Origin of the sequence: Brevundimonas sp. (assembly GCF_046293315.1) — a bacterium.
Lineage (GTDB): Bacteria > Pseudomonadota > Alphaproteobacteria > Caulobacterales > Caulobacteraceae > Brevundimonas.
On sequence record NZ_JBKBPF010000007.1, the window covers coordinates 134268 to 149083 of the forward strand.

The 14816-nt window shown below is 68.6% G+C and carries 9 protein-coding genes; 7 read left to right on the plus strand and 2 right to left on the minus strand.

The window, feature by feature from the left end:
- The first annotated feature begins 34 nt into the window (after positions 1–34).
- Positions 35–1702 carry an amino acid permease gene (locus tag ACK4SE_RS08470; protein ID WP_409691140.1) on the plus strand — a complete coding sequence of 556 codons (1668 nt, stop codon included), beginning with the start codon at positions 35–37 and terminating at the stop codon, positions 1700–1702.
- Between the two features lie 77 nt (positions 1703–1779).
- On the opposite strand, the gene ACK4SE_RS08475 is transcribed toward ACK4SE_RS08470, so the two are convergent.
- Complete coding sequence (locus tag ACK4SE_RS08475) at positions 1780–3390, minus strand: pectate lyase (RefSeq protein WP_409691142.1); 1611 nt, start codon at positions 3388–3390, stop codon at positions 1780–1782.
- 81 nt (positions 3391–3471) lie between these two features.
- Positions 3472–7257, minus strand: a complete 3786-nt coding sequence (locus ACK4SE_RS08480; protein WP_409691145.1) for a LamG domain-containing protein — start codon at positions 7255–7257, stop codon at positions 3472–3474.
- A 348-nt stretch (positions 7258–7605) separates the two neighbouring features.
- On the opposite strand from ACK4SE_RS08480, the gene uxaC reads away from it, so the two are divergent.
- Genes uxaC through ACK4SE_RS08510 form a run of 6 tightly spaced genes read left to right on the plus strand, consistent with a single transcriptional unit; the run spans position 7606 to position 14757 of the window.
- Positions 7606–9021, plus strand: a complete 1416-nt coding sequence (uxaC, locus tag ACK4SE_RS08485; RefSeq protein WP_409691147.1) for a glucuronate isomerase — start codon at positions 7606–7608, stop codon at positions 9019–9021.
- Positions 9018–10007: a TRAP transporter substrate-binding protein gene (locus ACK4SE_RS08490; RefSeq protein ID WP_409691150.1), complete on the plus strand. Its 990-nt coding sequence runs from the start codon at positions 9018–9020 to the stop codon at positions 10005–10007. The genes uxaC and ACK4SE_RS08490 overlap by 4 nt, the downstream gene beginning before the upstream one ends.
- A gap of 4 nt (positions 10008–10011) precedes the next feature.
- On the plus strand, positions 10012–10509 hold the full coding sequence (locus ACK4SE_RS08495; protein WP_409691153.1) for a TRAP transporter small permease: 498 nt from the start codon (positions 10012–10014) through the stop codon (positions 10507–10509).
- Positions 10500–11780: a TRAP transporter large permease gene (locus ACK4SE_RS08500; RefSeq protein ID WP_409691156.1), complete on the plus strand. Its 1281-nt coding sequence runs from the start codon at positions 10500–10502 to the stop codon at positions 11778–11780. Before ACK4SE_RS08495 ends, ACK4SE_RS08500 begins: the two co-directional genes overlap by 10 nt.
- On the plus strand, positions 11777–13264 hold the full coding sequence (locus tag ACK4SE_RS08505; protein ID WP_409691159.1) for a mannitol dehydrogenase family protein: 1488 nt from the start codon (positions 11777–11779) through the stop codon (positions 13262–13264). Before ACK4SE_RS08500 ends, ACK4SE_RS08505 begins: the two co-directional genes overlap by 4 nt.
- Positions 13261–14757 carry a UxaA family hydrolase gene (locus tag ACK4SE_RS08510; protein WP_409691161.1) on the plus strand — a complete coding sequence of 499 codons (1497 nt, stop codon included), beginning with the start codon at positions 13261–13263 and terminating at the stop codon, positions 14755–14757. Before ACK4SE_RS08505 ends, ACK4SE_RS08510 begins: the two co-directional genes overlap by 4 nt.
- Positions 14758–14816 lie beyond the last annotated feature (59 nt).

Here is a 14816-nt window from a genome sequence, read left to right on the forward strand (position 1 = left end):
CAATCAGGATCGCCCGCGTGGAGCTTCACCCTGCATGAGTGCAGACGTCTCGCCCAGGACCGGCAACCGCCTGTTCCTGAAGAAACCCATCGCCCAGATTCAGAAGGAAGCCGCCAAGAGCGAGCTGAAGCGCACCCTGGGCCCCATCAATCTCGTCAGCCTCGGCATCGGCTGCATCATCGGGGCGGGCATCTTCGTGCTGACCGGCCAGGTGGCGTCCGCCCATGCCGGCCCGGCCATCATCTTCTCCTTCGTGCTGGCGGGCATCGCCTGCGCCCTGGCCGGCCTCTGCTACGCCGAGCTGGCCTCGACCATGCCGGTGTCCGGCTCCGCCTACACCTACGCCTACGGCACCCTGGGCGAGGTCTTCGCCTGGATCATGGGCTGGCTGCTGGTGCTGGAATACGGCGTCGCCGCCTCCACCGTGGCGGTCGGCTGGTCCGGCTATGTGGTCTCCATCCTCGCCGACTTCGGGGTGATGTTCCCCACCATCATGGTCGGGGGCGAGGCGGCGCCGCAGTTCGCCACGCCCCTGGTCCAGGCCGTGACCCAGGAGACGGGCCAGATCCTGTTCCAGCCCACCGGCACCTTCAACCTGGTGGCCGCCATCGGCATCGGCATGGTCTGCCTGCTGCTGGTCATGGGCGTCAGCGAGTCCGCCAACGTCAACAACGTCATCGTCGTCATCAAGCTGCTGGTGCTGCTGACCTTCGTCGCCGTGGGCCTGGCCTACATCAACCCGGCCAATTGGCAGCCCTTCATCCCGCCGACCCCCGAGGGCGGCACCTGGGACCAGTTCGGCGTCGGCGGCATTTTCCGCGGCGCGGCCATCATCTTCTTCGCCTATGTGGGCTTCGAGGCGGTCTCCACCGCCGCGGCCGAGGCGCGCAATCCGTCCCGTGACGTGCCCATCGGCATCCTCGGCGCCCTGATCGTCTGCACCATCATCTACATGATCGTGGCGCTGGTGATGACCGGCGTAGTGCCCTTCCTGGAGCTGGCCAGCCCCGCCCCCATCGCCGTGGCCATCGACCGCATGGCGCTGGACTGGGCCAATGTGCCCCTGGCCGTGGCCCCCGGCGGCGAGCTGAACCTGATGAGCTTCCTCATCAAGGTCGGCGCGGTCACCGGCCTGTCCTCGGTCATGCTGGTGCTGTGCTTCGGCCAGACCCGGGTGTTCTACACCATGGCCCGCGACGGCCTGCTGCCCCGCGCCTTCGCCCTGGTGCACCGGAAGTTCCGCACCCCGTGGATCGGCACCATCCTGCTGGGCGTGGCCATCGCCGTCGCGGCGGCGTTCCTGCCCATCGGCATCCTCGGCGATCTGGTGTCCCTGGGCACCGCCCTGGCCTTCTCGATCGTCTGCTTCTCGGTGATCATGTTGCGCATCCGTCACCCTGAGCTGGAGCGCCCGTTCCGGGTTCCCGGCGGGGTCGTGACCGCGACCCTGGGCATCCTGGCCTGTCTGGGTCTGGCGGGGCTGAACTTCACCCCGATGATCCAGCACGCCATGAACGACAATCCCCTCCCTCTGACCATCCTGGGGGTCTATGCGCTGGTCGGCGCGGTGATCTACGCCGTCTACGGCTTCTGGAACTCCAAGCTGGCCAAGGGCATCGACATCACCGAGGACCCGGCCCTGTCCAGCCCCGTGGAAGGCCTCGCCGGCCACGTGGACAACGTCAAGGAAGACCGGGACTAGCCCCGGTTACAGGCAACGAAAAGGGCGGCGTCGCATGCGACGCCGCCCTTCTTCTTTTCACCGCTGCGTCACGCCGGTCAGCGCGCGCCCAGGGCCTGGATGAACTGGCCCATGTTGCGGATGTAGACGCTGGTGGACACGCCCTCGACCGGGAAGTCGGTGATGTAGGGCGAGGTGTCCCATTGATCGCCCACGCGGGTGATCCGGTACTCGCCCGGCGTCACCTCGGCGGGGCTTTGCCCGATGTAGGGGTTGCTGGTGGTGGTCAGCGGGGTCGACCAGTAGCCGCGTTCGTTGAGCGTTCCGATCAGTTCCGCCACCCGCTCCGCCGACGGCGGATTGGGGTCGAAGCCCGGCGTGTTCAGGTCCGACACGTCCACGTCCTTGAGCGTGAAGTATCGCGGCAGCTCCCGCGACCCTGACGCCGCCAGCAGGGGCGAACCGGCGCTGGCCTGCTCGGGCGACAGGGCGGCGGCGGCCTCGTACTCGGCCCGCAGGGCGGCGGTGTCCACCGCCCGGAACGAGCCGTAGTGGATCACCGTGTCGTTGGGGTTTTCGTCGGCGTAGTAGCTGCCGTTGGTGATGTTCGATCCCCGGCGGTGGATGTAGAGCGGGCGCCCGTTGCCGATCTGGATGAAGGTCGGGTGGGTGCGGCCCGGCGGGCGGATGTCAGCCGGCGAGGCCACGGACTCCAGCCAGTCGATGGCCTCGGGAATGCGCGCCAGATATTTGCGGTCGCCGGTCAGGCGATAGAAGCCGATCAGGGCGCTGATGTTGGCCGCCGTGGTGTGGGTGGCGAAGGCGCGCGGCTCGATGCTGCGCGCCCCCGCCGGCGTCAGGTCATGCACATAGTGCTGCAGGCCCCAGCCCGGCTGTGGCATGGGCTGCTGGGTCTCCACGAAGATATCCATGCCCCGGCGGATCGGGCCCAGAAGGCGCTCCTCACCCAGAGCCTGATAGGCGAAGATCAGGAACTCCAGGTTCTCGCCGGCCACGTCGTCGTTGAAGGTGATGTGGCGGGTGTAGTCGTCCTCGTCCGCCGGCAGCGGGAAGCGCTGGGGCCAGCCGCCGTTGGGGTACTGGGCGTCCAGGATGAAGTCGATGGCCTTGTAGAGCGGCCCCCGATAGGTCTCGTCGCGCTTCTCCAGATACATCCGCAGCAGCAGCTGCGCGGATTCCGAGGTGCCCGCGTCGTCAAAGGTGCCGTTGCCGTAGCGCTTGCGGAATTCCTCCAGACGCCAGGCGTTGGCCGCCACGGTATCGTACCACTGCTGCTCCGCCGCCTCACCGCCCGTGTCGTGCACATAGTTCCAGCCCCCGGCGGAACCCTGGGCTCCGATGACGGCGCCCGTCGCGCTCCGGGCCGCCTCGTAATAGAACTCGTCGCCGGTGGCGTGATAGGCGTCGAGGAACAGGTGCCCCATGGTCGCCGTGCCCGGCGGCTGGATCCAGATCATGGTGGGCGACGCTTCCAGCTCGCCCCAGCGACGCGAGAAGTCCGGCAGGTATGACCAGACATAGCCGCCGTTCACCGCCGCCTCCTCCACCATGAACCGCGTGGCCCGCTTCATAGCGTCAAGCACGGCCGGATCGGCCGCAGCCTGCGCGAACGCGGCCTTGCCCGCGAAACTCGCCACGGCCGTGGTGGCGGCGAAAGCGGACATGAGTGCGCGACGGGATATGGACATGGGGGACTCCAGTAATCGGGACGGACAGGCCGTCCATGAAACAGTGCGGCCCGCCCTGCGTCCACAGGGCGGGCCGGATGATCAGAGGCGAACCTCGTTGTTGAGCACGGTGACTTCGGCGACGTCGCCGTCGGGAATCAGCCGGACCCGATGGCCCTGGGCGACGAACCCGGAGGGCAGGTCCAGCACCACCTCGGCGGATTTCGGCGTCAGGTCGTCAGCGGCGGCGAGGGCCTCGCTGCGGCCCCGGGCGATCTCGCGGCCCGAGGCGTCCTCAAGGATCACCGTAGCGGCTGGCGCGGCGCGAATGCCCTGATTGAACACCTGCACATGCAGGGCCCCGGTCTCGATCCGCGTGGTGCGCGGGCCGATCGCCAGATCGGGACGATCATGCACCGCCTCACCAGAGGCCTCGGCCAGCGAGAACTCATGGATGGTGGTCACACCCGGCGCAAAGGCCAGCGACGTGGCGCGGCTGCGCTCCAGCGCCACGTCGCGGGACTGGGCCCGGCCGTCGATGGCGTCGTCGCCGTTCCGATCCGTTCCGGACCGCACCGTCCACCGGCCGGGCGTGACGTTCCAGCCGGTCATCTCGGCGCTGATCTCGCGGTCGGAGCCGTTGAAGGCGATGACGGTGAACCGGTCCGGCGTGGCGCCCGGCATCAGGATGGCCATGTTCTCGGCGTCGCCGTCGCCGGCGAACCGCCAGCTGACGGTATGGCCGGGGAACGTCTGGTTGCGGCGCAGGGCCATGCCGCCCAGCCGCGCCCGTTGCAGGAACTCGCTGTAGACCTCGACCCGGTCGCTCCACCAGTGACCCTCGGTCATCATGTACATGCGCTGGCTGGCGCGCTGGACCTCGTCGCCATACAGCCGCTCCAGGTAGGAACGATCGCCGGTCATCTGCCACGCAGCGTAAAGCGGAAAGCCCGTCACGCCGCGCTGCCCGGCCCGCTCGACCAGGGCCTGGCCCCAGTCCTCACGCCGCCCCAGCTCATCCAGCACATTGGCGTTCAGCATTTCGAGGGTCTGCGGGCCCCGCACCCGGACCCGGGCTTCCAGCGGAGCCAGATACTTCTCGTCGCCGGTCCAGCGCCAGGCGGCCCAGAACATCTGGTACGGCGCGATGTCGCCCGCCTCCAGGCTGCCCCGCGCCTCATCGGTGCGCCAGTTGATCTCCGCCGGGAAGCTCCAGTTCCCCTCGGCGTCCCGGGTCCCGTGGGCCAGGTAGTGGTCCGACATGGCCGTCACCAGCGACCGCATGGTGGGGTCGCCGTTGTACTCGCCCAGCAGCAGGGCAGCGTGCAGGATCAGATAGGAGTGCGGCTTGGACCACTCCCAGATGCCCTCGCGCACCACGTCCGTGGCGCTGAAATAGTTGCTGACGAAGTGGGTGTGGCCCGCCGCGTTCGGCTCGATGATGCGCGAATAGTTGCGCGCCGTGGTCATCAACCGGTCCACCACCGTGGGGTCGCCCCAGTTCAGGTACATGGACTGGGCGTCGGAGTTCTGACCCTCCTCATAGACGTGAAGCTCGTCTGTCCGGATCGTCGGCAGGCCGTCGGTGACCATGCCCAGGCGATAGATGGCGTCCGTCATCCGGTTCAGCGAACCCGTGACCTTGTCCGGCATCAGGCCCATCAGGGCCGCGCCGGGCCACTGGTTGGTCATGTCGGTGTCGTCGGACAGGCCGCCGCCGAAGTCGCCGTACGCCGACTGACGATTGTCGATCCACCACTCCATGAAGTGGCGCAGCAGCCGCACATGCTCCATCTGGCGGAACGCCCAGACGGGCGTGCCTTGCGGGGCCTCGGCCTGTTCGAAAGCCGGCCAGGGCTGGCCGGGATTGGTCTCGGCCCAGTGGAAACGCGCCTGCTCGTGATCGGGGTCGACCCGCAGGATGTCTTCCAGATCGCGCATGTAGCGGTCATGCAACCGCAGGCGACGGTTCTGGGGCCGCTCCTCCACCAGGAAGGACAGATTGTCCCTCACCTGCTCGAAACGATCCGCCACATGCTCCACCGCCGCGTCCTCTCGGCTCTTGAACACCAGCCGCACACGCGCGCCGTTCAGGCTGTCCGCCGTCAGGCCTTCGCCCGCGCCGGCCACGGTGAAATAGAGGCTGCCGTCGTTGGGCAGGATGCGGTCGCGGGTGTCCAGCCACAGGCTGTAGGGCCGGTTCGGCTCGATGGAGACATTGACGTCCAGCAGGTCCCGCTCGGGCCACAGCGGGTCCTTCACGCGGATGTTCAGCGGATAGAGGCCGCCGTGGGTCGGCGTCACATCCAGCGGCGGCAGATCCAGCTGGATGCCGTCGAGGCCGCCGTCATAGTTGATCCAGCCATGGGTCCCCCGGTGGGCCGGTTCGCCCGGTCGCGAATCCCGGAAATCGAACGGGATCATGACGTGAACCAGCGGCAGACGCGCCTGCTGCGCGCCGTCGTCGCCGCGCGCGGGCCGGCTCATCTCGATGGTTGTGGCGGGCAGCGCCACGACCGTGGCCCGCTCCTCGGCCGGGTGGCGCCCGGCCACATGGGTCAGCAGGACGTCCAGCGCGGGATAGTCCGGCGCCACACCGCTGTCGATCAAATAGCTGAGTTCGGAGGTCCCGTCCGGCGCCCGCGCCGCGGTGATGTTGTAGGCGGCGAATTCCTGGATCGGCGTCTCCGGCAGACGGTTGTCGAACCGCACCGAGCCGCCCGTGCGGGTGTCCAGCGTATGGGTGGTCCGCTCCGGCCCTTCCGGACGGGTCGCCAGCGGGGCTTCGGCGTCGCCGTCGACCCAGGTCAGCGTCCCGTCCGCCGCGCCGGTGAACTCCAGGCGGTTCCAGGGTTCGTCCGGCAGATTGAAGGTGATGGCGCGGCCACCTTCCACATAGACGTTCCAGTCGGGGATCTCGAAATAGTCGTGCCGGCCCGGCAGGCGCGACCAGTAGAAGACGCCGGGCCAGGTGGACTCCCGCACCCCGTCCGATCCCTTGAGAAACCGCTGCTGCAGGTCATAGGTGCTGTCGAATTCCACCTTGCGGATGGCAGTGTAGGGTTCGATCGCGGGGGGCGCCTCGCCGTCGAATCCGAGGCGATGACGCCAGGCGTCCCAGCGGTCGGCGGTGATCGACGGGGCCGGAGCCTGGACCTCACCGCCGCGGGCCAGGGCCGCGATCTGCGGCGCCGACAGGGCGCGGTCATGGACCTTCAGCTCGTCCAGATCCCCGCCGCGCATGAAATTGTAGCGGCTCTGCACCTGATAGGGGCTGATGATGCGGCTGTGCGGCCCCATCTGGTCCAGCCCGGCATCCAGCGTCATCGCTCCCGCCTGCTCGCCGACCAGTTCCCCGTCGACATAAAGCTGCACGCCCGTGGTTTCGTCCCAGGCGAAGGCGATGTGAACCCAGCGGTCCGGATCCAGCGTCTCCAGTCCACGCCATGACACGCGTGACCGGGACAGGTTGGTGTCTGTCACGAAGGCGTCGAAGCCCGCGCCGTTCCAGTCGATGCGCAGCCAGACCATGTCCCAACTGCTGTGGTCGGCGTAGCTGACCCGGAAGACCGGGAACTCGTTCCGCGTAACCGGCTCACGGGCGCGCCAGAAGAACGACAGGGTGCCGCGCTGCGCCTGGATGTTGCCGGGGGCTTCCCAGGTCAGGGTCTGGGCGCCCTGGGCCTCGATGTAGCCGCCGGATCGCCCGTCGGGTCTGATCGAGACGTGGCTGGCGAAATTCGGCTCCGCCTGGCCCTGCGCCACGTCGGCGGTCAGGCCTTCATCGGCGGAAACATGAAACAGCAACCCGTCCTGGGCCGCAGCGGGCGCAGCCGCCAGGGCCGCGGCGATGGCGAACAGACTGCACGAGGTCTTGATGTGGCGCATGGTGTCTCCGTCCCATTGACTGGCCAGGTCTGACGCCCGGCTCATCATCGGCGCTCGTGAACGGAATGCCCCCGCCCCGGTCGCTCATCGACGATACTGTCGCGATATGACACCGGTGACAATCCCGAAGGTAACCGGTGGACATTTTCCGTGATTGCGGAAACTATGGCCGCTGAACCAGAGAAGGCCGCCCCTCCAAGGCTTTCCATTTCTAGGGATGAGACACGGGTTGGCGATCTTACCGATCCCTGAAGCACACACGGGCGACCTTCGCGATCGCACGTTCGCGCCCTATGGTCCCGCTGAGGGCGGCCTTGCGCCCTGTCCTGCCCCGTCCAGATTGTCGTGATGACCGCCAAGCTCAGCCTGCACCCTGACCGCCTGTTCCCTGCCGATACGGACACCCGCACCGTGGCGCGCCGCCTCTACGCCGAGGTCAGGGATCTGCCGATCATCAGCCCGCACGGCCATACCGATCCGTCGTGGTTCGCGGGCAATGCGTGCTTCGCCAATCCGGCGGACCTGCTGATCACGCCCGACCACTACGTCTTCCGCATGCTGTTCAGCCAGGGCGTGTCCATGGAGAGCCTGGGCGTGCCGCGCGCCGACGGCGGCCCGGTCGAGACCGATCCCCGCGCCATCTGGCGCCGCTTCGCCGAGCACTATCCCCTGTTCCGCGGCACGCCGTCGCGCCTCTGGCACGACTGGGTCTATTCAGAGGTCTTCGGCCTGACCGAGCGTCTGACGCCCGAAACCGCCGACCACTACTACGACGTCATGGCCGGGAAGCTGGAGCAGGACGACTTCCGCCCCCGCGCCCTGTTCGAGCGCTTCAACATCGAGGTCATCACCACCACCGAAAGCCCGCTGGACGGCCTGGAGCATCACCGGACCATTCGCGAGTCCGGCTGGAAGGGCCGCGTCCTCACTGCTTATCGCCCGGACCCGGTGCTGGACCCCGACTACGAGGGCTTCCGCGACAATCTGGTCCAGCTGGGCGAGATCACCGGCGAGGACGCCCTCACTTGGAACGGCTATCTGGCGGCCCTGCAGAACCGGCGCGAATTCTTCGCCGCCATGGGCGCCACCTCCACCGACCACGGCCACCCCACCGCCTTCACCGCCGACCTCGCCCCCGTCGAGGCCAGGGCCCTGTTCGAGAAGATCGTGCTGGGCCATTTCGAGCCTGCGGACGCCGAGCTGTTCCGCGGCCAGATGCTGACCGAGATGGCGCGCATGAGCGTCGAGGACGGGCTGGTGATGCAGCTGCACCCCGGCTCGTTCCGCAATCACAACGGCTGGGCCTTCGAGCGTTTCGGCCGCGACAAGGGCGCCGACATCCCCACCCGCACCGACTATGTGCGCGCGCTCAAGCCGCTGCTGGACCGCTTCGGCTCGGACCCGAAATTCTCCATGATCGTCTTCACCCTGGACGAGAGCGTCTACGCCCGCGAGCTGGCCCCGCTGGCCGGCCACTATCCGGCGCTGAAGCTGGGCCCGGCCTGGTGGTTCCACGACAGCCCCGAGGGCATGCGCCGCTTCCGCGAGCAGACCACCGAGACGGCGGGCTTCTACAACACCGTCGGCTTCAACGACGACACCCGCGCCTTTCTGTCCATTCCGGCCCGCCACGACGTGGCCCGGCGCATGGACTGCGGCTTCCTGGCCAGGCTGGTGGTCGAGCACCGGCTGGAGGAGGACGAGGCCCACGAGGTGGCCCGCGCCCTGACCTATGACCTCGTGAAACAGGCGTACAAGCTTTGACCTTCAATCCCACACGACGCGCGGCCCTCGCCGCGCCCCTGCTGCTGGGGGCCGCGGCCTGCAGTCAGGAGATCGGCGAACGGCCCCTGCGCGGCGCCGACACCCACGCCGCCGGCTATCCCACGGTCCAGGCCGTCGAGTATTTCGGCGAGTTGCTGTCCCAGCGCACAGACGGCCGTCTGCGGCTGCGCAACTATCCCGGCGGCCAGCTGGGCGGCGAGGGCGATACGCTTGAGATCACCATGTTCGGGGGGCTGGACTTCAACCGGGTCAACCTGGCCCCGCTGAACGTGTTCGAGCCCACCACCTTCGTGCCCGCCCTGCCCTTCCTGTTCAGCTCCACCGCCCATATGCGCCGGTCTCTGGACGGCGAACCTGGACGCGCGATCCTCGACACCCTTCGCCCCCTCGGCATGATCGGCCTGTGCTTCTACGATTCCGGCCAGCGCTCCTTCTACAACCGGGTCCGCCCCGTGCGGACGCCCGAGGATCTGCGCGGTCTCAAGATTCGGGTGCAGCCCTCGGACCTCTATGTGGCCATGGTCAGCGCCCTGGGCGCCAACCCCACGCCCATCCCCTTCGGCGAGGTCTATCAGGCCCTGGTGCAGGGCGTGGTGGACGGCGCCGAAAACAACATGCCCTCCTACGACGACACCCGGCACCACGAGGTGGCGCGCTATTTCTCCGCCACGGGCCACGTGATGGCGCCCGAGGTGTTCGTGATGTCCGAGCGCACCTGGAACCGCCTGACGCCCGCCGACCGCGATCTGGTCATGGAATGCGCCGATGAGAGCGTTCCCTACATGCGCGAAATCTGGGACGCCCGTGAGGCGTCATCGCGCCAGAACGTCATCGACGCCGGCTGCGAACTGATCGAGGACGTGGACGTGGAGCCCTTCCGGGCCCTGATGGCGCCGGTCTGGGAGCGGTTCATCGTCAGCGACCTGCAACAGCGGCTGGTCCGCGACATCCAGGCCATGGAGTAGGATCATGCTGTCCGTCCTCGCCACCGTATCCCGCTGGATCAGCCGCCTGACGCTGGTGTTCGCCGCCACCGGCCTGGTGGTCATGACCGCCGTGATCGGCTGGCAGGTGTTCGCCCGCTATGTGCTGAGCGCCTCTCCCGCCTGGGCCGAAGCCGCCTCCCTGGCCCTGATGGTCTGGTTCATTCTGCTCGCCGCCGCCGTGGGGGTGCGCGAGCAGTTCCACATCGGCATGACCGCCGCCACCAACGCCATGCCGCCGGCGGTGGCGCGGGTGTGCCGCGCCATATCCCTGCTCCTCGTGGGTGCGTTCGGCGCGGCCATGGGCGTGTGGGGCGGCGAACTGGTCATCCGCACATGGGACATCGAGATCGCCACCCTGGGTATTTCGCGGGGCTTCAGTTACCTGCCCCTGCCCATCGCCGGCTGGCTCATCGTCTTCTTTTCGATCGAACATCTGATCGCCGAGGCCCGCGGCGGAAAGGTTGAACCGCTATGGAGCTGACGCTTCTCCTTCTGACGCTGCTGGTGCTGCTGGTGCTGGGCGTGCCGGTGGCGTTCGCGCTTGGCATCGCCTCGCTGGTGACCTTCATCTACATGGACATCGCGCCGCTGGTGGCGTTCCAGCGCATCGCGGCCGGCGTCAACGTGTTCGCTTTGATGGCCATCCCCTTCTTCATCTTCGCTGGCGACCTGATGCAGCAGGCGGGCATCGCCGAACGACTGGTCCGGGTGGCCAACGCCGCGGTCGGGCGCATCCGCGGCGGCCTGGGCCCGGTCAATGTGGGCGCCTCCATGATGTTCGGCGGCGTGTCCGGCTCCGCCATCGCCAGCGCCTCGGCCCTCGGCTCGACCCTCATCCCGATGATGAAGAAGCGCGGTTATGACGCCGACTACTCCGTCAATGTCACCACCACGGCGGCCGTCACGGGCCTGCTGATCCCGCCGTCGCACAACATGATCATCTATGCGGCGGCCGCCGGGGTCTCCATCTCGGTGGCCGACCTGTTCATGGCGGGAATCGTGCCGGGCGTTGTCACCGGCCTGATCCTGATGGTCGTGGCCTGGCTGGTGGCGGTCAGGCGCGGCTACCCGCGCGGCGAGTTCCCCGGCTGGAGCGCCTTCGCCCGGGCCTTCGCCGGCGCCATCCCCGGCCTGCTGACCGCCGTGATCATCTTCGGCGGCATCCTGGGCGGCGTCTTTACCCCGACCGAAAGTTCGGCCGTGGCGGTGATCTACACCATGGTTGTCGGCTTCCTCGTCTATCGCACCCTGACCTTCAAGGGCTTCGTCACCGCCGCCATGAACGCGGTGAAGACCACCGCCATGGTCATGCTGATCATCGGCTCGGCCGCGGCCTTCGGCTGGCTGCTGGCCCTGAACGAGGCGCCCGACCAGCTGGCCGATCTGATGCGCATGGTGTCGGACAATCCGATCATCATGCTGCTGATGATCAACGTCATCCTGCTGTTGCTGGGCACCTTCATGGACATGGCGCCCCTGATCGTCATCACCTCGCCCATCTTCCTGCCGGTGGCCATGGAGGCGGGCATGGACCCGATCCAGTTCGGCATGGTGCTGATGCTCAACCTGGGCATCGGCCTGGTGACGCCGCCGGTGGGATCGGTCCTGTTCGTGGGCTGCGCCGTGGGCAAGATCAGGGTCGAGGATGCGGTGAAGACCATGTGGCCGTTCTATCTGGCGCTGATCGTCTCCCTGATGCTGATCACCTTTGTGCCGGCCTTCTCCATGACCCTTCCCAACCTGATGCGATGAGCCCACGACTGTCCGCGTCCGTCCTCGGCGCCCTGCCCCCGGCGGTGGCGCAGCCGGCCTATGATCGCGCGGCGGTGAAGACCGGGGTCGTGCATCTGGGCGTCGGCGCCTTTCACCGGGCCCATCAGGCGGTGGTGTTCGACGACGCCCTGGCGTCCGGCGACCTGCGCTGGGGCGTGCTGGGCGCTTCCCTGCGCTCGCCGGGCGTGCGGGATCAGCTGAACCCGCAGGACGGCCTCTACAGCGTCGTGATGCGGGACGGCGACCGGCGCGATGTGCGCGTCATCGGGGCGATCCAGTCCGTGCTGGTGGCCCCCGAGGATCCGGCCGCCCTCGTCGCCGCCATGGCCCACGGGGACGTGCATATCGTCACCCTGACCGTGACGGAAAAGGGCTACCGGCTCGACCCCGCCTCGGGCGCCCTGATGATCGACGACCCGGACGTGGCGGCCGACCTGTCCGACCTGTCGGCGCCCCGCACGGCCCCCGGCTTCGTCACCGCAGCGCTTGCCGCGCGCAAGGCGGCGGACCTGCCCCCCTTCACCGTGGTCTCCTGCGACAACGTCCCCCACAACGGCGCCCGTATCCGCCAGGCGGTGCTGGACATGGCCGGGCGCATCGACCCCGCCCTGCGCGACTGGATCGAGACCCACGGCGCCTTTCCCCAGACCATGGTGGACCGCATCGTCCCCGCCACCACGCCCGACGATGTGGCCGCCAACGAAGCCCTGCTGGGCGTGACCGATCAGGGCATGGTCAAGACCGAGCCCTTCACCCAGTGGGTGATCGAGGACCGCTTCGCCGGCCCGCGCCCCGACTTCGAGTCCCTCGGCGTGCAGGTCACCGCCGACGTGGCCCCGTGGGAGGACGCCAAGCTCCGCCTTCTCAACGGCGCCCATTCGGCCATCGCCTATCTGGGCGGTCTGGCGGGCCTCCAGTACGTCGATCAGGTCGTCGCCATCCCCGCCTACGCCCGCTTTGTCGAGGCCCTGTGGGACGAGGCCGAGATCACCCTCACCCCGCCGCCGGGTCTGGACGTGGCCGCCTATCGCGGCGAACTGATGCGCCGCTTCGCCAACAGCGCGCTTCAGCACCGCACCGTCCAGATCGCCATGGACGGCAGCCAGAAGCTGCCCCAGCGCCTGCTGGCCGCCTGCGCCGCGCGTCTGGACAAGGACCAGCCCATCGACGCCCTGGCCCTCGCCGTGGCCGGCTGGATGCGCTGGCAGGACGGCGTCGACGACGCCGGAAACGCCTTCACCGTGGACGACCCGCTCGCCGCCGAGACCGCGCGGCTGGTGGGCGGCGGGGGCGGGTCGGCGGTTCGCGTGACCGCGCTGCTGACCCTGTCGGCCGTCTTCCCGCCCGCGCTCGCTGCGGACGCCCGGTTTGCGAAGGCGGTCACCAACGCCCATCTCGCCCTCGTCGAGCGCGGCGCACAGGGCGCCGTGGAAGCCTTCGTGGAAAGCCTGCCCCGATCATGAGCCGCGTCCTGATCCTGAACCCCGCCGACGACGTGGCCGTGGCGCTCGAGGATCTGTCCGCCGGTTCCACCCCGGACGAGTTGGCCGCCCCTGTGCGCGATGACATCGCCGCGGGCCACAAGGTCGCCCGCCACGCCATCGCCGAGGGCGCCATCGTGCGCAAATACGGTCAGGTCATCGGCCGCGCCCGCGCCGCCATCCCCGCCGGGTCCCACGTCCACACCCATAATCTGGCCATGGCCGACGACAGCCGCGACGCCGAGATCGGCGTGGACGCCCGCCCCGTCGCGATCCAGCCCGGCGCCACGTTCCAGGGCTATGTGCGCCCCGACGGCCGGGTCGGCACCCGCAACTACATCGGCGTCCTGACCAGCGTGAACTGCTCCGCCACCGTGGCCCGGCGCATCGCCGACAGCTTCCGCCCCGAAGACCACCCCGGCGTCGACGGCGTGGTGGCCTTCACCCATCAGGGCGGCTGCGGCGGCGCGTCCATGAGCCCGGACGTGACCCTGCTCCAGCGCACCCTGTCGGGCTATGCGCGCCATCCTAATTTCGCGGGCATTCTGGTGGTGGGCCTCGGCTGCGAGGCCAACCAGATCCCCGACTTCATGGCCCGCGAGGGGCTTCAGGCCGGGCCTGCGCTGCGCGCCATGACCATTCAGGAGGCGGGCGGCACGTCCCGCGCCATCGAACAGGGCCAGGCCATCGTCCGCGAGATGATCGCCGAGGCCGCAAAGGCCGCACGCCAGACCGTCTCCGCCGAACACCTGACGGTGGGCCTGCAATGCGGCGGCTCGGACGGCTGGTCGGGCGTCACCGCCAATCCGGCGCTGGGCGCGGCGGTGGACCGTCTGGTGGCCCAGGGCGGATCGGCCATGCTGTCGGAAACGCCCGAGATCTGGGGCGCCGAGCACCTGCTGCTGCGCCGGGCCGCGTCGCAGGATGTGGCCGACCGGCTCAACGCCCGGCTGGACTGGTGGCGCGACTACGCCGAGCGGCACCAGATGGAGCTGAACAACAACCCGTCCCCAGGCAACCTCAAGGGCGGCCTGACCACCATTCTGGAGAAATCGCTGGGCGCCGTGGCCAAGTCCGGCTCCACGCCCCTGAACGACGTCATCGGCTACGCCGAGCCGCTGACGACCAAGGGCCTCAGCTTCATGGACAGCCCCGGCTACGATCCCTGCTCGGCCACCGGCCAGATCGCCTCGGGCGCCAATCTGATCGTCTTCACCACCGGCCGCGGCTCGGTCTTCGGCGCCAAGCCCGCCCCGTCCATCAAGGTCGCCTCCAACGCAAAGCTGGCCTCGTGGATGGACGAGGACATGGACATCGACGCCTCGCCGGTGCTGACCGGCGCGTCCCTGACCGAGGTGGGCGATCTGATCTTCGCCCGCATGCTGGCCGTCGCCTCGGGCGAACCTAGCAAGTCCGAGGCCCTCGGCGTCGGCGACAACGAGTTCGTCCCCTGGCAGGTGGGCGCGTACCTCTAGGTCACGTCTCAGGATCGACGCGGGGCGACCTGCCGAACGGCAGACGTTCCGAACCGCCG